The sequence below is a fragment of the Neohoeflea coraliihabitans genome, assembly GCF_019334345.1.
Classification (GTDB): domain Bacteria; phylum Pseudomonadota; class Alphaproteobacteria; order Rhizobiales; family Rhizobiaceae; genus Pseudohoeflea; species Pseudohoeflea coraliihabitans.
This window is the reverse complement of sequence record NZ_JAHWQX010000003.1, coordinates 700087-716635: the sequence shown is the minus strand read 5'-3', so window position 1 is coordinate 716635 and position 16549 is coordinate 700087. Positions and strand designations below refer to the sequence as shown.

The 16549-nt window shown below is 63.5% G+C and carries 13 protein-coding genes; 9 read left to right on the top strand and 4 right to left on the bottom strand.

From position 1 onward, the window contains the following. Positions 1-101: 101 nt before the first annotated feature. A complete protein-coding gene (gene pyrG / locus KY465_RS14430) occupies positions 102-1730 on the top strand; it encodes a CTP synthase (RefSeq protein WP_219202530.1) in 1629 nt (542 codons plus the stop codon). 79 nt (positions 1731-1809) lie between these two features. Here pyrG and KY465_RS14425 read toward each other — a convergent pair whose 3' ends face one another. From KY465_RS14425 to KY465_RS14415, 3 genes are all read right to left on the bottom strand, one after another. After that, entirely contained in the window at positions 1810-2667 is an 858-nt protein-coding gene (locus tag KY465_RS14425; protein WP_219202528.1) for a universal stress protein, read from the bottom strand. Positions 2668-2677: 10 nt separating this feature from the next. Beyond that, a complete protein-coding gene (locus KY465_RS14420; protein ID WP_219202526.1) occupies positions 2678-4162 on the bottom strand; it encodes a SulP family inorganic anion transporter in 1485 nt (494 codons plus the stop codon). Positions 4163-4429: 267 nt separating this feature from the next. Continuing rightward, positions 4430-5290 (bottom strand): D-alanyl-D-alanine carboxypeptidase family protein, encoded by an 861-nt coding sequence (locus KY465_RS14415; protein ID WP_219202524.1) that lies wholly within the window; start codon positions 5288-5290, stop codon positions 4430-4432. A gap of 161 nt (positions 5291-5451) precedes the next feature. On the opposite strand from KY465_RS14415, the gene KY465_RS14410 reads away from it, so the two are divergent. Further along, positions 5452-6360, top strand: coding sequence for a VOC family protein (locus KY465_RS14410; RefSeq protein WP_219202523.1), 909 nt, complete (start codon positions 5452-5454; stop codon positions 6358-6360). Continuing rightward, a complete protein-coding gene (gene kdsA / locus KY465_RS14405) occupies positions 6357-7205 on the top strand; it encodes a 3-deoxy-8-phosphooctulonate synthase (protein ID WP_219202521.1) in 849 nt (282 codons plus the stop codon). The genes KY465_RS14410 and kdsA overlap by 4 nt, the downstream gene beginning before the upstream one ends. Positions 7206-7290: 85 nt before the next feature. On the opposite strand, the gene KY465_RS14400 is transcribed toward kdsA, so the two are convergent. Next, positions 7291-9429 carry a methyl-accepting chemotaxis protein gene (locus KY465_RS14400; RefSeq protein ID WP_219202519.1) on the bottom strand — a complete coding sequence of 713 codons (2139 nt, stop codon included), beginning with the start codon at positions 9427-9429 and terminating at the stop codon, positions 7291-7293. Positions 9430-9921: 492 nt separating this feature from the next. Here KY465_RS14400 and eno point away from each other — a divergent pair, with 492 nt between their 5' ends. From eno to KY465_RS14370, 6 genes are all read left to right on the top strand, one after another. Then, positions 9922-11196, top strand: a complete 1275-nt coding sequence (gene eno, locus KY465_RS14395) for a phosphopyruvate hydratase (protein ID WP_219202517.1) — start codon at positions 9922-9924, stop codon at positions 11194-11196. Between the two features lie 198 nt (positions 11197-11394). Continuing rightward, on the top strand, positions 11395-11715 hold the full coding sequence (locus tag KY465_RS14390; RefSeq protein ID WP_219202515.1) for an FtsB family cell division protein: 321 nt from the start codon (positions 11395-11397) through the stop codon (positions 11713-11715). 132 nt (positions 11716-11847) lie between these two features. Next, positions 11848-12927 (top strand): pyruvate dehydrogenase (acetyl-transferring) E1 component subunit alpha, encoded by a 1080-nt coding sequence (pdhA, locus tag KY465_RS14385; RefSeq protein ID WP_219202513.1) that lies wholly within the window; start codon positions 11848-11850, stop codon positions 12925-12927. A 14-nt stretch (positions 12928-12941) separates the two neighbouring features. Continuing rightward, positions 12942-14360 carry a pyruvate dehydrogenase complex E1 component subunit beta gene (locus KY465_RS14380; protein WP_219202510.1) on the top strand — a complete coding sequence of 473 codons (1419 nt, stop codon included), beginning with the start codon at positions 12942-12944 and terminating at the stop codon, positions 14358-14360. Between the two features lie 14 nt (positions 14361-14374). Next, on the top strand, positions 14375-15775 hold the full coding sequence (locus tag KY465_RS14375) for a pyruvate dehydrogenase complex dihydrolipoamide acetyltransferase (protein ID WP_219202508.1): 1401 nt from the start codon (positions 14375-14377) through the stop codon (positions 15773-15775). 76 nt (positions 15776-15851) lie between these two features. Then, entirely contained in the window at positions 15852-16490 is a 639-nt protein-coding gene (locus tag KY465_RS14370) for an SGNH/GDSL hydrolase family protein (RefSeq protein WP_219202506.1), read from the top strand. The last annotated feature ends 59 nt before the right edge of the window (positions 16491-16549 follow it).

Here is a 16549-nt window from a genome sequence, read left to right as displayed (position 1 = left end):
ACGGGGTCTGTTTCATCGCGCAGCGCTATCCACCATAAATTTGCCATCTCTCGCTTTTGGGGGTGGCGGAATCACTCAGCTCGGACTATCGGTTTTCTCCCATGGCGCGATACGTATTCATCACAGGCGGCGTGGTCTCCTCGCTCGGCAAAGGCATAGCATCCGCAGCGCTCGGCGCGCTGCTGCAGGCGCGCGGCTATCGCGTCCGGCTGCGCAAGCTCGATCCCTATCTGAACGTTGATCCGGGCACGATGAGCCCGACCCAGCACGGCGAAGTGTTCGTCACCGATGACGGCGCGGAAACCGACCTTGATCTGGGCCATTACGAACGCTTCACCGGCCGCTCCGCCAGCCAGTCGGACAACATCACCACCGGCCGCATCTACAAGAACATCATCGACAAGGAACGTCGCGGCGACTATCTCGGCGCCACGGTGCAGGTGATCCCGCATGTCACCAACGAGATCAAGAACTTCGTTCTCGATGGCAATGAGGATTTCGATTTCGTCCTGTGCGAGATCGGCGGCACTGTCGGTGACATCGAGGCGATGCCCTTCGTTGAGGCGATCCGCCAGCTCGGCAACGATCTGCCGCGCGGCAATGCTGTCTATGTGCATCTGACATTGATGCCGTTCATCGCCGCTGCCGGCGAACTCAAGACCAAGCCGACCCAGCATTCGGTGAAGGAATTGCAGGCGCTCGGCATTGCGCCGGACATTCTTCTGGTGCGCGCTGACCGCGAGATTCCCGCCGAAGAGCGCCGCAAGCTGTCACTGTTCTGCAATGTGCGGCCGACCGCCGTCATTCAGGCGCTTGATGTCAGCTCGATCTACGACGTGCCCAGCGCCTATCATCGCGAGGGGCTCGATACAGAGGTTCTCGCCGCCTTCGGCATCGATCCGGCGCCGCATCCGCGCATGAGCGCCTGGGAGGAAGTCTCGGGACGCATCCACAATCCCGAGGGCGAGGTGACCATCGCCATTGTCGGCAAGTATACCGGCCTCAAGGATGCCTATAAATCGCTGATCGAAGCCTTGCACCATGGCGGCATCGCCAATCGCGTCAAGGTGCGCCTGGAATGGATCGAATCCGAGGTTTTCGAAGCCAAGGATCCGGCCCCCTGGCTGGAAAAGGTCAATGGCATCCTGGTGCCGGGCGGTTTTGGCGAACGCGGCGCCGAGGGCAAGATCCATGCCGCGCAATTCGCCCGCGAACGCAAGGTGCCGTATCTCGGCATCTGTTTCGGCATGCAGATGGCGGTCATCGAAGCGGCCCGCAATCTTGTCGGCATCAAACAGGCTTCATCGAGCGAATTCGGGGCCACCAGCGAACCGGTTGTCGGCATCATGACCGAGTGGCTGAAGGGCAACCAGCTCGAAAAGCGGGCCGCCAACGGCGATCTTGGCGGCACCATGCGGCTTGGCGCCTATCCGGCGCGCCTGGCCGATGACAGCCTGATCGCAAAGGTCTACGGCAACACCGATATCTCCGAGCGTCACCGGCACCGCTTCGAGGTCAATATCGACTATCGCGAGCGGCTCGAGGCGGCGGGCATGAAGTTCGCCGGCATGTCGCCCGACGGCCTGCTGCCCGAGACGGTCGAATATCCCGACCATCCCTGGTTCATCGGTGTCCAGTACCATCCGGAGCTGAAATCGCGCCCGCTCGACCCGCATCCGCTGTTTGCCGGCTTCATCGGCGCTGCGCTGGAACAGTCGCGCCTCGTCTGATCGTCGACATGCAGAATTGACCAGATGGTCAAATGCCATCGCCCGTGGCGCGATGTCAGTGTCGGTCGCGGCAGTCGGTTCAGCGCATCAGGAGGATCGGCACGAGGCAGGAGCGGATCATCTCGGTCGTCGTCGAGCCGATGATCAGGCTGCGGATGCGCGAATGGCCGTAGGCGCCCATCACCACGAGATCCGTCGATTCCGCGCCGACATGCTCGCCAAGCACCTTTTCCGGCTGCCCGGCCAGCACCGCTGTCGCCACCGAATGCCCGCCGGCGCCGAGAGTTTCAGCCGCGCGCGCCATGCCCCTGCGGATTTCGTCGGTCTCGTGGCCGACGAACACCAGCCGGATATCAAGCCCGGCAAACAGCGGCGAGCGTGCCACATGGTCCACCGCCTTGGCGCTCGACGAGCCGCCATCCCAGGCAATCAGCACCTTGGCAATCGGCTTGAAGGCACGCGAGGCGACAAGCACCGGCTTGTGGCTGGCACGCACGATGCGTTCGAGGTTGGAGCCCAGATGCAGCGACGCAAAATCCGCTCCTTCGCCGCGTTTGCCGATCACCAGAAGGTCGGCCTCCGGCTCGCGCCGCGCCAGGATATCGATGAGGTCGCCGTGAAACAGGCGCGTCTCCACCGCCTCCACGCCGGCTGCCGTCACCACGGCGCGCGCATCCTCGAGAATGGCCCGGCCGCGCTCCTGCAACAGCTTGCCGCGCTCGGCGTCGAGCGCTGTCAGTTTCTCGAGAAGGGTGGTGCGGGCACCAAGGGCGATGGCGCCCGACAGATCGTCGCTGCCGCTGGCCTCGCGGCGGCCGAGCACGTGCAGGATCTCGACGCTCGCCTCAAGCCGGCCGGCGGCCCACGCACTCAGTCCGCATACGCTCTTCGAGTAGCTCGAGCCATCGACGAGCGAGATGATCTTTGTCTTGGTCATGCGAATTCCCCTAATGCGACAGCAACTGGTCCATGGCGCCCGGCTTGTCATGCAGTGCAAGCCGGTCGACGATGGTTTCCGATGCGGCGTTGAGACCGACAATATCGACCTCCGCCCCCTCGCGGCGGAATTTCAGCACCGCCATGTCCAGCGCCTGAACACTGGAGATGTCCCAGATATGCGCTCGGCTCACGTCGATTGTCACGCGCTCCAGCACCTCGCGGAAATCGAAGGCGCGCATGAAGTCTTCCGACGAGGCGAAGAACAGCTGACCCTCGACAAAATAGGTGCGCGACCGCCCGTCTTCCGACAGCTCCGTGCGCACGGAGAAGATCTGCGCGATCTTCCAGGCAAAGAAGATGCCGGACAGCAGCACGCCGACCAGAACCCCGATCGCCAGATTGTGCGTGAACACCACGAACACCACCGTCGCCAGCATGACCACCGAGGAACTGCGCGGATGCGATCGCAGATTGAGGATCGATGACCAGGAGAAGGTGCCGATCGACACCATGATCATGATGGCCACCAGCGCCGCCATCGGAATGCGCGACACCCAGTCGCCGAGCACGACGACGAAAAACAGCAGCATCACCCCGGCCACGAAGGTCGACAGCCGGCCACGCCCGCCCGATTTCACATTGATGATCGACTGGCCGATCATCGCGCAGCCGGCCATGCCGCCGATGAACCCCGTCACCGTGTTGGCCACGCCCTGGCCGATGCATTCCTGGTTGCGGTTGGAGTCGGTGTCGGTGAGATCATCGACGATGGTCTGCGTCATCAGCGATTCCAGCAGCCCGACGGCCGCCACGCCGACCGAATAGGGCAGGATGATCATCAGCGTCTCGAAGGTCAGCGGGATGTCGGGCAGAAGGAACACCGGCAGCGTGTCGGGCAGATCGCCCATGTCGCCGACCGTGCGGATGTCGAGACCAAGCGCCAGGCTGAGCGCCGTCAGCACGACGATGGTCACCAGCGGTGAGGGGATCGCCTTGGTCACGTAGGGAAACAGGTAGATGATCGCCAGGCCGCCCGCCACCATCACATAGGTCAGTGGCGGCACATCGATCAGTTCCGGCAATTGCGCCATGAAGATCAGGATCGCCAGCGCATTGACGAAACCGGTCATCACCGAGCGCGACACGAAACGCATCACATAGCCGAGCTTGAGGAAGCCGGCGACGATCTGGATCAGCCCGGCTAGCACGGTGGCCGCCAGGAGATATTCTAGGCCATGGTCGCGCACCAGCGTCACCATCAGCACCGCCGTTGCCGCGGTCGCCGCCGAAATCATCCCCGGCCGGCCGCCGACAATCGCGGTGATCACGGCGATCGAGAAGGAGGCGTACAGGCCGACCTTCGGATCGACACCGGCGATGATCGAAAAGGCGATGGCTTCGGGAATCAGGGCCAGGGCGACGACCAGGCCGGAAAGAATGTCCGGCCGGATATTGTGAAACCATTGGTGCTTGTAGGTGCTGAGGGAAATCATGGGCTCTCGGAAGCCGCGGCGGAGATCGGTCCGGTGCGGCCCTTCTGGCGGTTGCAGCCGGAGCATCGGCGGTGCCGGCCTCCGGTTGAGGAAAATGAAATGAATGCAGCCGCCACGCGCGGCGCGCCCGGCCCGCATAGACCGCCCGGCCGCAAATGCCAAGCCTGAGCGGCAAGAAAGGCGCAAACAAGACCGGGAGGCCGCTACGGGAGGACAGCGCAAAACGGCGCGTCGGCGCCTACAAAGACGGCGTATAAATGACTGGAACTAGCGCTGCCGTGCGGCGTAGCGGATCAGTTGCACCATGCGCTCATTGCGCACTTTGGCTGAATCCTCGCCCATCACCACGCCGACGACGCGCCGGCCATTGCTGCGTGCCGAGGTCGCAAGGTTGAAGCCCGAGGCGCGCGTATAGCCGGTCTTGATGCCATCAACGCCGGACATCATGTCGAGCACCTTGTTGTGGCCGCGGATCGTCTTGCCGTTGTGCTCGAAGCTGCGCAGGGAAAAATACGGGTAATAGTGCGGATAGCGGCTCTTCAAGGCCAGCGCCAGGCGCGCCATGTCGGACGCCGTGGTGGTCTGCTCGGAATCAGGAAGACCGGAGGCATTCTTGAACCGGGTGCGTGACATTCCCAGCGCCCGGGCCTGACGGGTCATCAGCGCCGCAAAGTGCTCTTCCGAACCCCCGCCAAGATACTCGGCGACCGCGGTCGCCACATCATTGGCCGATTTGACGACGAGGGCGCGGATCGCCGTATCGACGCTGATCGTCGAACCGGCTTTCAGATATAGTTTCGATGCCGGTTGCCGCGCCGCATTCTCCGAGACGGGGATCTGCGAATCGCGGCGCAGGCGACCCGAATCGATGGCCTGAAACAGCAGATAGAGCGTCATCATCTTGGTCAGGGAGGCCGGATAGCGCGTTTCATTGGCGCGCACCGAATACAGGGTCTTGCTGGTGCGCTCGTCAATGACGATCGCCGCAAACCGTTCGGGAACCGGCGCTGAATAGGGCACGCTGTCGAGTGCACCGGTGCTCGAACAGGCGCCGACGGCAAAGCTGAGAACGACGACCCACAACGCCAACGCGGTGCGCGTCACACTTCGTCCCGCACTGTGAATCATGCCGCATTTCCCTGTTGATTTACTGGTGCATGGCATAGCTCCGGTCCCGTGCGAACGCAAGGGTGCCGGCCCATCGTGTTGGCTGCCGGCACGGCATGCGCCGTCCAGGTTGCCTAGCGGCAAACGGACCTGCTAAGGGAGCGCACCCTGAGGAGACCTTGATGGACACGCCTACCGCCTCCCGCCAGCGCACCGCGCGCCGACTTGACCATCTCGTCCTGCCGGTCGCCGATCTTGCCACCACCCGGAAGCGCCATACCGCGCTTGGCTTTCAGGTGGCGCCGGATGCGCGCCATCCCTTCGGCACTGAAAACGCCTGCATCTTTTTCGGCGATGGCTCCTATCTCGAGCCACTCGCCATTGCCAGCCGCGAGGAGTGCGAGGCGGCCGCCATCGCCGGCAATGTCTTTGTCGCCCGGGACCAGGCCTTCCGCTTTCGCCAGGGCGCAGAAGGACTGTCAGCGCTCGTCGTTTCCAGCAGCGACGCCGGCGCCGACCACGCGCGCTTTGCCGCAAACGGCCAGTCGGGCGGCGAGATCCTGACCTTCACCCGGCCGCTCGAGCGGGCCGATGGCAGCACCAGCCATCCGCGCTTCGAGCTGGCGTTTGCGGCCGATCTGCGCGCTCCGGATTTTTTCGGCGTCGCCGTCGAGCGCCACGCCATGCCGCCGGCTGCTGACAATTCGTTCGCCAGACACGCCAACGGCGTCACCGGCATTTCCGAACTGGTGCTGTCGGAACCCAACCCCACCGATTTCCAGTATTTTCTCCAGGAGTTGGCCGACAATCGTGAAGTCGATGCCCATTCCTTCGGCATCGAAATCGCGCTGCAGGCGGCTGTCATCAACGTCATGACCCCGGAGGGCCTTGAGAACTGGTTCGGCACGCGGCGCTGCGCCCACGGACGTGGCCTGCGCGGCCGGGCCGTGGTGTTTCGCGTTGCCGATCTCAACGCCACCCGCAGCGCTTTGGCAAATGAGGATATTCCGGTCCGCGAGCATGCCGGCCGCCTGATCGTCGATGCCGCGGAAGGGCAGGGGGTCCTCTACGCCTTCGAGGAAAGCCGATGACCGCACAACAATTCGACAGGCCCAATGCCACGGTTGCCGCCGGTGGCGTCCGCTTCGCCAATGATGGCCGCCTGTGCCTGATCGCCGGCCCCTGCCAGATGCAAAGCCGCGTCCACGCCTTCGAAGTGGCTGGCCGGCTCAAGGAGATCTGCGCGGACCTCGACATCGGCCTGGTCTACAAATCCTCCTTTGACAAGGCCAACCGCACTTCGCTGCAAGCCACCCGCGGCCTTGGTCTCGCGCAAAGCCTTGAGATCTTTTCAGACCTGAAGGCTGAATTCGGCCTGCCGGTCCTGACCGATGTGCATACCGAGGCGCAATGCGCCGAGGTCGCGCCAGTGGTCGATATTCTGCAGATCCCGGCTTTCCTGTGCCGCCAGACCGATCTGCTGGTTGCCGCGGCGCGCACCGGGCGGGTGATCAATGTCAAGAAGGGCCAGTTCCTGGCGCCGTGGGACATGCAGAACGTGCTCGCCAAGATCCTCGGCAGCGGCAATGCCGATGTCCTTCTCACCGAACGCGGCGCCTCGTTCGGCTACAACACGCTGGTTTCCGATTTTCGCAGTCTGCCGATCATGGCGGCCATGGGTGCGCCGGTCATTTTTGATGCCACGCATTCGGTGCAGCAACCGGGCGGCCAGGGCGGCTCCAGCGGGGGGCAGCGGCAATTTGTCGAAACCCTGGCGCGCGCCGCTGTCGCCGTCGGCGTCGCCGGTGTGTTCATCGAGACGCATGAGGATCCCGACAACGCGCCATCCGACGGCCCGAACATGGTGCCGCTCGACCAGATGCCGCGGTTGCTCGAAACCCTGCTCGCCTTCGACGCAATTGCCAAACAGCGCTGACCGCAAGAGCCAGGCCGCAACACCAATGAAAAACGGCCGCCGGATCGCTCCGGCGGCCGTCTCATTGGTCAAAGTCTGAGCGGGATCAGAATTCCTCCCAGCCCTCGCTGGCTGCTGACATCGTCGGGCCGGTCCCGGTCGCCACGGCATTATCTGCCGCCGAGGCCGAATTGGCCGGACGCGGCGGGGTGACCGTGCGTCCGCTGTCAGCCGAGCCGCTGTCCGCCGTCTCGCGCGTCGAGAAAGCCGAGGCCACCTTCTGGCTCAGTTCTCGTGCCGGCGAACTTGCCGGCCGGCTGCTGCGCGATGCCGCTTCCGGTCGTGCCGCGGACTTGGCCGCACCCTGATCGGCGGCCCGGTCGGCCTTGTGAACCGGAGCCGGGCGCGCTGCAGCTCCGCTATCGCGCCGGGCCTGGTCCGGCTGAGCGGCTGCCGCCGTACCCATCCCGCCCCTGATCTGGAAGCGGTTGACGAGACCCTCGAGCTTGACCGTCTCCGAGCTCAGCGACTGGGTCGCCGCATTGGTCTCCTCGACCATCGCCGCGTTCTGCTGGGTGACGCGGTCCATCTGGTTGACCGAAGCGTTGATCTCGCCGAGTGCGTTCGACTGTTCGTGGCTGGCCGTGACGATCGACTGGATATGCTCGTTGATCTTGCCAACCTGCGCTTCGATCTCGCTCAGCGCTGTCCCGGTCTTGTTGACCAGCGCCACACCGCCGCTCACCTGGCTGGTCGACGTCTCGATCAGCGCCTTGATCTCCTTGGCTGCCGTCGCTGAACGTTGTGCCAGTTCGCGCACTTCCTGAGCCACGACCGCAAAGCCCTTGCCGGCTTCGCCGGCGCGCGCCGCTTCAACACCGGCGTTCAGGGCCAACAGGTTGGTCTGGAAGGCGATGTCGTCGATCACCGAAATGATCTGCGAGATCTGCTGCGAGGAGGCCTCGATCTTCTCCATGGCGGTGATCGCGTCACGCATCACCTGGCCCGACTGCTCGGCGCCGGACTTGGCCGTGCCGACCTCGGCCGATGCCTCTTCGGCCCGCGCGCTTGCCGACTTGACCGTCGAGGTGATCTCGTCGAGCGCCGCTGCGGTCTCCTCGAGCGCGGCCGCCTGCTGCTCGGTGCGGCGCGACAGGTCGTCGGTCGCCATGCCGATCTCGGAGGCCGTCTGGCGCACCTCGTTCGTTGCCGTGGAAATCCCCTTCAGGGTGACGGCCAGTCCTTCGATGGAGGCATTGAACTCGGCGCGCAACTTTTCGTATTCCGCCGCAAACGGTTCCTCGATGGTGCAGGTCAGGTCGCCCGATGACAGGCGCTCCAGGCCCTCGGTCAGTTGCTCGATGACCCGGCTGCGCTCTGCCTCGGCGCGTGCCTTGGCCTGCGCCGCTTCCGATTGCTGGGCATTCTTTTCTTCTTCCTCGGCGCGCCGCCGGCTTTCCTCGCGGGCCAGTGCCTCGTTGCGGAAATACGCCACGGACTTGGCCATATCGCCGATTTCGTCGGTACGATCCGCGTATGGCACTTCCTGGCTGTAATCGTCCTTGGCGAGAATGCCCATATAGTCGCGCATGCCGGTCAGCGGCACGATCGCCCGCTTGCGGAACACCCACAGCCCGCCAGCAAACAGCACCACGCTGAACAAGGCAGCAGCCATGCTGATCAGCGACCAGACAAATCCGCTGGTGCGGGCCGACTGCTCGGCGCCTTCCAGATAGGTCGAGGCATTGGCCACCAGTTGGTTGACGGCCGCGTCATGCGTATGAAAGGCCGTGTACAGCCGGCTGATCGCCGCGCTGGTCGCTGCGTTGTCGCCGGCTGCAATGGCCGGCAGAAACTGGTTGAGCATCACCGACCAGTACTGGTCGCCATATTCGAGAACGTCGCCCTGAAGTTCGGCCAGCAGCGCCGAATCGAGGTTCGAGGCCGCCCAGTAGGCTTTGCGCTCCTGATATTCGGCATCAAGTTCACCGATGCGCGCGACATTTTTCGTCCGCGCCGCCGGCGTGACCATGCTCTCATTGGCGAGAAGGTAGGATTCGACTACATAAAGCGGCGGCGGCAGGATGTCGGCGATCAGGTCTTTGCCGTTGACGATCTGCTGATAGGCCGGTCCGTTGACCTTCAACGCCTCGTAAGTGAATTTCATCACGCCGAATGCGACGGCGAGGCCGACCATGACGACGGCTCCGAAATAGATCAGGCTGCGATTGATGCTGGTTTTCATAACGTCTGTCCCCACTATCCGGACCTCTCGTCCGGTCGACATGGCGGCGGATCCTGTCAAGGATGAATGCCGCCGGAAGTTGTGCTGGTCCGATCCCGGTCCGGCCGGTGCGGAGAGCCCTGACGTCATGCCACTGGCAAGCATTGCGCTTACTTGATGCCCCCATCGAAAATTTTGATGCTGTGTCGTTAATTTCAGATTAAAACAGACTTGCAATCCGCCGACTAAGTCGAAAACAATACTTATTCGTCTGCAGTAATATTCTCGCTGTCCAGTTGCTTGCCGATGCGCGCCCAGTCTCGTGCACCGCGTGGATGGTGTATCGGTCCGATGCGCACCGTGATCATTCTGCCGCGGAACCGCGGCCGGTATCCTGCCTCAGGCTCAGATTGATTTTTCAGGCCGGTAGGGTATGACCCGGGAACCATTTCAGATCCGATCACCTGGCCGGTGCAAATAGTTCGGCCACAGCCGGTTTTACAGGAGCCCCGCATGACCGCAATCATTGACATTCACGGCCGCGAAATTCTCGACAGCCGCGGCAATCCGACTGTCGAGGTGGACGTTCATCTGGAAGATGGCGCATTCGGCCGTGCCGCCGTGCCGTCCGGTGCTTCGACAGGCGCCCACGAGGCGGTGGAGCTGCGCGACGGCGGCGACCGCTATCTCGGCAAGGGGGTGACAAAGGCCGTGGACGCTGTCAACGGCGCGATACGCGACGCGCTCAGCGGTCACGATGCCGAAGCCCAGGTGGCGCTCGATGCGGCGCTGATCGGTCTCGACGGCACACCCAACAAGGCCAGTCTCGGCGCCAATGCCATCCTCGGTGTTTCCCTGGCCGTAGCGCGCGCCGCCGCGCAGTCGACCGGCCTGCCGCTGTTTCGCTATGTCGGCGGCGCCAATGCGCGGCTGCTGCCCGTGCCGATGATGAACATCATCAATGGCGGCGCCCATGCCGACAATCCGATCGATTTCCAGGAATTCATGATCATGCCGGTCGGCGCCGACACGTTCTCCGATGCCGTGCGCATGGGTGCCGAGGTTTTCCATACCTTGAAAAAGCAGCTCTCCGCTGCCGGCCATGGCACCAATGTCGGAGACGAGGGCGGCTTCGCACCCAATCTGGAAAGCGCGCCCGCGGCGCTCGATTTCATCATGCAGTCGATCGAAAAGGCCGGCTACAAGCCCGGCGAGGACATCCATATCGCGCTCGACTGCGCTGCCACCGAGTTCTACAAGAATGGCAAATACGAGCTGGAAGGCGAGGGGCGCTCCCTCGAAGCCGGCGCCATGGCTGACTATCTCACCGAGCTTGTCGGCAAATATCCGATCATCTCGATCGAAGATGGCATGGGCGAAGACGACTGGGATGGATGGAAGGCGCTGACCGAGAAGGTCGGGGACCGTTGCCAGCTCGTCGGCGACGACCTGTTCGTCACCAATTCGGCCCGTCTGCGCGACGGCATTCGCATGGGTGTTGCCAATTCGATCCTCGTCAAGGTCAACCAGATCGGCACCCTCTCCGAAACCCTCGATGCTGTCGAGACGGCCCACAAGGCGCGCTATACGGCGGTGATGTCGCACCGCTCGGGCGAGACGGAGGATTCGACCATCGCCGATCTGGCGGTGGCCACCAATTGCGGACAGATCAAGACCGGCTCCCTGTCGCGCTCCGATCGCATCGCCAAATACAATCAGCTTCTCCGCATCGAGGAACTGCTCGGCGATCAGGCCATCTTCGCCGGCCGTGACGTCCTGCCGGGGTGATCGGCGTCACCTGACACTCGACCCAAAGGGCGGCGCCATCGGCGTCGCCCTTTGCTATTGTGTAACCGGGCCGGCGCCCTTTGCTTTCGGCTTAAAGACAATGCCGATGGCCGCCGTCAAAACGCAGCGATGATGCTAACCGCTTCTTAAGCATGATCTGCGAGCTTGTTGCGATCCACTCTTCAAGCGCAGCCGGACATGCAGACCAGATTCAGAAAAAAGAAAACCTTTGCCCGCCTGGTTGTCCCGGCACTGGCGCTCGGCTGTTTCTCCTATTTCGGGTTTCATGCTTGGCATGGGACCTTCGGTCTGCAATCCTCGTCGCACCTCGAAGAGCGCCGGGTCGAGCTGACGGCCCGTCTCGATCAGCTCAGGGAATATCGCGGAACGCTTGAGCGCCGCGTCGCCCTGATGAGCGATGGTTCGATGGAGGCCGACATGCTCGACGAACGCGCCCGCTACATGCTCAACGTGGCGCGCGCCGACGAGGTTGTCTACTTCGTCGATCACCAAGATTAACTCAAATCAAGTTAACTTGTCTTTTGTTCTCTTTTTTCAGCTGTTTAGTCAGCATAGGAGCTATGCGTTTCTGACCTTGCTGGCGAGACGGCCTTCGCCTATGGTTTTCCGGCTATCAGTCGGGAGGACAATATGGCGCCGCGCAAGACATCCGCTTCTTCCACACGCAAGCCCGCGACGCGCAAGCAAGCGTCCGGCTCGAAGGCGGGGCCCAAGTCGGGGTCCAAGTCGGGTCTCGAGGGCGGCATCACCGAATTTTCCAAAGAGCAGGAACTGGATGCCTATCGCGAGATGCTGCTGATCCGGCGTTTCGAGGAAAAGGCCGGCCAGCTCTACGGCATGGGCTTCATCGGCGGATTCTGCCACCTTTATATCGGCCAGGAAGCTGTCGTTGTCGGCATGCAGATGGCGCTGAAGGAGGGCGACGAGGTGATCACGGGCTACCGTGATCACGGCCACATGCTGGCCACCGGCATGGAAGCGCGTGGCGTCATGGCTGAGCTGACCGGCCGCCGCAATGGCTATTCGCGCGGCAAGGGCGGCTCGATGCACATGTTCTCCAAGGAGAAGCATTTCTATGGCGGACACGGCATCGTCGGCGCCCAGGTCTCGCTCGGAACCGGCCTGGCCTTCGCCAACCGCTATCGCGGCAATGACAATGTCTGCCTGACCTATTTCGGCGACGGCGCCGCAAACCAGGGCCAGGTCTACGAAAGCTTCAACATGGCGGCGCTGTGGAAGCTGCCGGTCGTCTACATCATCGAGAACAACCGCTATGCCATGGGCACCTCGACGGCGCGTGCCTCGGCGCAGTCGAATTTCTCGCTGCGCGGCAACTCCTTTGGCATTCCCGGCTACCAGGTGGACGGCATGGATGTTCGCGCCGTGCATGCCGCCGGTCAGGAAGCGGTCGCCCATTGCCGCTCCGGCGAGGGCCCGATCATTCTCGAAATGATGACCTATCGCTATCGCGGCCATTCCATGTCCGATCCGGCGAAATACCGCAGCAAGGACGAGGTGCAGAAGATGCGCTCCGAGCACGACCCGATCGAACAGGTCAAGGCGCGCATTCTCGATCAGAAATTCGCCAGCGAGGACGAACTCAAGCAGACCGACAAGAAGGTGCGCGAGATCGTCGCCGACTCCGCTGACTTTGCCCAGTCCGACCGGGAGCCCGACGCTTCCGAGCTCTACACCGACATCTTGCTCTGAAGGGAGGGGAGACCATGCCGATTGATATCCTGATGCCCGCGCTGTCCCCCACCATGGAGGAAGGCACGCTGTCGAAATGGCTGAAAGAGGAGGGTGACAGTGTCGCCGCGGGCGACGTCATCGCCGAAATCGAGACCGACAAGGCGACCATGGAGGTCGAAGCGGTCGAAGAGGGCCGGATCGCCAAGCACGTCGTGGCCGCCGGCACCGAGAACGTCAAGGTCAATGCGGTGATCGCCATTCTCGCCGAGGAAGGCGAGGATCTCGAAAAGGCCGCGCAAAAGGGTGGTTCCGGCGACTCCGCACCGCAGCCGGAAGAGGCGAAAAGCCAAGCCCCAGCCTCTGACAAGGGCGAAGAGGACACCGGCAAGGACGAGAAGGCCAAGACACCGGCCGCGCCGGTGATCGCCGAGACAGCGGAAGATCCGGATATCCCCGACGGCACCGAGATGGTCCCGACCACGGTGCGCGAGGCTTTGCGCGACGCGATGGCCGAGGAAATGCGCGCCAATGACGATGTCTTCGTCATGGGCGAGGAAGTCGCGGAATATCAGGGGGCCTACAAGGTCACACAGGGGCTGCTCGACGAATTCGGGGCCCGCCGCGTGGTCGATACGCCGATCACCGAGCATGGATTTGCCGGCGTCGGCGTCGGCGCTGCGATGGCCGGTCTGCGACCGATCGTCGAATTCATGACGTTCAACTTCGCCATGCAGGCGATCGACCAGATCATCAATTCCGCGGCCAAGACCCTCTACATGTCCGGCGGGCAGATGGGCGCACCGATCGTCTTCCGCGGTCCCAACGGCGCGGCGGCGCGCGTCGCGGCCCAGCACTCCCAGTGCTATGCCGCCTGGTACGGGCAGATCCCCGGCCTGAAAGTGGTGATGCCCTACACCGCCGCTGATGCCAAGGGCCTGCTCAAGGCCGCGATCCGCGATCCCAACCCGGTGATCTTTCTCGAAAACGAGATCCTTTACGGGCAGACCTTCGATGTGCCGAAACTCGATGATTTCGTCCTGCCGATCGGCAAGGCGCGCATCCACAAGTCCGGCAGCGACGCGACGCTGGTCTCCTTCGGTATCGGCATGACCTACGCGACTAAGGCCGCCGAGGCGCTGGCCGGTGAAGGCATCGACGTCGAACTGATCGATCTGCGCACCATCCGGCCGATGGATCTGCCGACGGTCATCGAGAGCGTCCGGAAGACCGGCCGGCTGGTCACCGTCGAGGAAGGCTATCCGCAATCCTCGGTCGGCACGGAAATCGCGACCCGCGTCATGCAGCAGGCCTTCGATTATCTCGATGCGCCGGTGATCACCATCGCCGGCAAGGATGTGCCCATGCCCTACGCGGCCAATCTTGAAAAACTGGCCTTGCCGAGCGTCGATGAAGTCGTCGAGGCTGTCAAAACCGTCTGCTACAAGGTCTGAGGGAGGGTCTGAAGATGCCCATCAACATCACCATGCCCGCCCTGTCGCCCACCATGGAGGAGGGCAACCTCGCCAAATGGCTGGTCAAGGAGGGGGACACCATTGCCCCGGGCGATATCATCGCCGAGATCGAAACCGACAAGGCCACCATGGAAGTCGAGGCCGTCGATGAAGGCACGGTCGCCAAGATCCTCGTCGATGCCGGCACCGAGGGCGTCAAGGTCAATGCCGTGATCGCCGTGCTGGCGGGCGAGGGCGAAGATCCCGCCGAAGCGGCCAAATCCGCCGGATCCGCAAAGCCGGAGGCGGACAAGGCACCGCAAGCCGCTGCACCGGCCTCGAACGGCGCGGCAAGCGACGCGCCAAAGTCTGAAACCCAGGCTGAAACCCCAACTGAGACGAAGGCCCCGAAAGAGGCAGACAAGCCGATCGCCGACAAGGCGGTTTCCGCCGCGCAAGCGCCGCAGCAGAAGGCGGCGTCCTCGGGCGATCGCATTTTCTCCTCGCCGCTCGCCCGCCGCATGGCCGGCGAAGCCAACATCGAACTGGCCGACATCGAAGGTTCGGGCCCACGCGGTCGCATCGTCAAGCGCGATGTCGAGGCGGCAATGACTGGCGGCGCCAGCAAGGCCCCGCAGGCGGCTGCGGCCAAGGCGGAGGCATCGCGTCCCGCGCCGATGTCCGACGATGCGGTGCTCAAGCTGTTTCCCGAGGGCTCCTACGAGCTCGTCAAGCACGACGGCATGCGCAAGACCATCGCCAAGCGGCTGGTCGAGGCCAAGCAGACCATCCCGCACTTCTACGTCTCGGTCGATTGTCAGCTCGACGCGCTGCTCGCTTTGCGCAGCCAGATCAACGCCGCCGCGCCGACACGGGACGACCGTCCGGTCTACAAGGTCTCGGTCAACGATCTCGTCATCAAGGCCTGGGCCCTGGCTCTGCGCGATGTCCCGGAGGCCAATGTCTCCTGGACCGAGGACAATATGGTGCGCCACAAGCACGCCGATATCGGCGTCGCCGTCTCCATTCCCGGCGGCCTGATCACCCCGATCATCCGCGCCGCCGAGACCAAGTCGGTTTCTGCGATATCGGCGGAGATGCGCGATCTCGGTAAGCGCGCCAAGGACCGCAAGCTCAAGCCCGAAGAGTACCAGGGCGGTACCTCGGCGGTGTCGAACATGGGCATGATGGGCGTCAAGGAATTCTCGGCGGTCGTCAATCCGCCGCATGCGACCATCCTGGCGATCGGCGCCGGCGAGCCGCGGCCGATAGTCAGGGACGGCGAACTGGCCGTCGCCACGGTGATGACCGTGACACTCTCGACCGATCACCGCAGCGTCGATGGGGCCCTTGGGGCCGAGGTGCTCGGCGCGTTCAAGACCTATATCGAAAACCCGATGGGCATGCTGGTCTGAGCGGACTGGCGGGAGGCGAGATGGCAGCGTGTGGACAAATGGGCCCCGGCAGCAGTGTCATCGCGAGGCTGCCCCGGTGAAGTCGATCCTGGTCTATGGCGATTCGCTGACCTGGGGCTATGATCCCGCCGGGCCGGGCCGGCATGCGTTTCACATCCGCTGGCCGAGCGTGCTCGAGGCCACGCTCGGCGCCGGGGTCCGGGTCATCGCCGAGGGCCTGAACGGCCGCACCACGGCCTATGACGACCACACCGCCGACTGTGACCGCAACGGCGCCCGCCTGCTGCCGACCCTGCTGCACAGCCACGCGCCGCTCGATCTGGTCATATTGATGCTCGGCACCAATGATCTCAAGGCGCATATGGCCGGTACGGCGATTGCCGCCCAGCAGGGAATGCGCCGGCTGGTGCAGCTGATCCAGCACCACGCCTGGCAGTTCGATCACGACACCCCGCCGGTGCTGATCGTCGCGCCGCCGCGCATTGTCGAGACCGCCGATCCGGATTTTTCCGCTGCCTATGCCGGCGCGGTCAGCCAGTCGGCGATGCTTGCGTCGCTCTACGCCGATCTCGCTGATGAGGTCGGCGCCGGATTTTTCGATGCCGGCTCGGTGGCGCAAAGCAGTGCCGCCGACGGCATTCACCTCGATGCTGACAACACCATCGCCATAGGGCGCGGATTGGCGCCAATGGCACAACTGATGATTGGCGGCTGAACAAGCCGCGCGTTTTGCACGTCCGATTGGACCGTGCGCGTCTGACAGGAAAGGATCGT

What these genes read in the sequence shown, in the direction of transcription:
- pyrG (WP_219202530.1), top strand. Translation starts at nt 102, where the DNA reads ATGGCGCGATACGTATTCATCACAGGCGGCGTGGTCTCCTCGCTCGGC.
- KY465_RS14425 (WP_219202528.1), bottom strand. Translation starts at nt 2,667, where the DNA reads ATGACCAAGACAAAGATCATCTCGCTCGTCGATGGCTCGAGCTACTCG.
- KY465_RS14420 (WP_219202526.1), bottom strand. Translation starts at nt 4,162, where the DNA reads ATGATTTCCCTCAGCACCTACAAGCACCAATGGTTTCACAATATCCGG.
- KY465_RS14415 (WP_219202524.1), bottom strand. Translation starts at nt 5,290, where the DNA reads ATGATTCACAGTGCGGGACGAAGTGTGACGCGCACCGCGTTGGCGTTG.
- KY465_RS14410 (WP_219202523.1), top strand. Translation starts at nt 5,452, where the DNA reads ATGGACACGCCTACCGCCTCCCGCCAGCGCACCGCGCGCCGACTTGAC.
- kdsA (WP_219202521.1), top strand. Translation starts at nt 6,357, where the DNA reads ATGACCGCACAACAATTCGACAGGCCCAATGCCACGGTTGCCGCCGGT.
- KY465_RS14400 (WP_219202519.1), bottom strand. Translation starts at nt 9,429, where the DNA reads ATGAAAACCAGCATCAATCGCAGCCTGATCTATTTCGGAGCCGTCGTC.
- eno (WP_219202517.1), top strand. Translation starts at nt 9,922, where the DNA reads ATGACCGCAATCATTGACATTCACGGCCGCGAAATTCTCGACAGCCGC.
- KY465_RS14390 (WP_219202515.1), top strand. Translation starts at nt 11,395, where the DNA reads ATGCAGACCAGATTCAGAAAAAAGAAAACCTTTGCCCGCCTGGTTGTC.
- pdhA (WP_219202513.1), top strand. Translation starts at nt 11,848, where the DNA reads ATGGCGCCGCGCAAGACATCCGCTTCTTCCACACGCAAGCCCGCGACG.
- KY465_RS14380 (WP_219202510.1), top strand. Translation starts at nt 12,942, where the DNA reads ATGCCGATTGATATCCTGATGCCCGCGCTGTCCCCCACCATGGAGGAA.
- KY465_RS14375 (WP_219202508.1), top strand. Translation starts at nt 14,375, where the DNA reads ATGCCCATCAACATCACCATGCCCGCCCTGTCGCCCACCATGGAGGAG.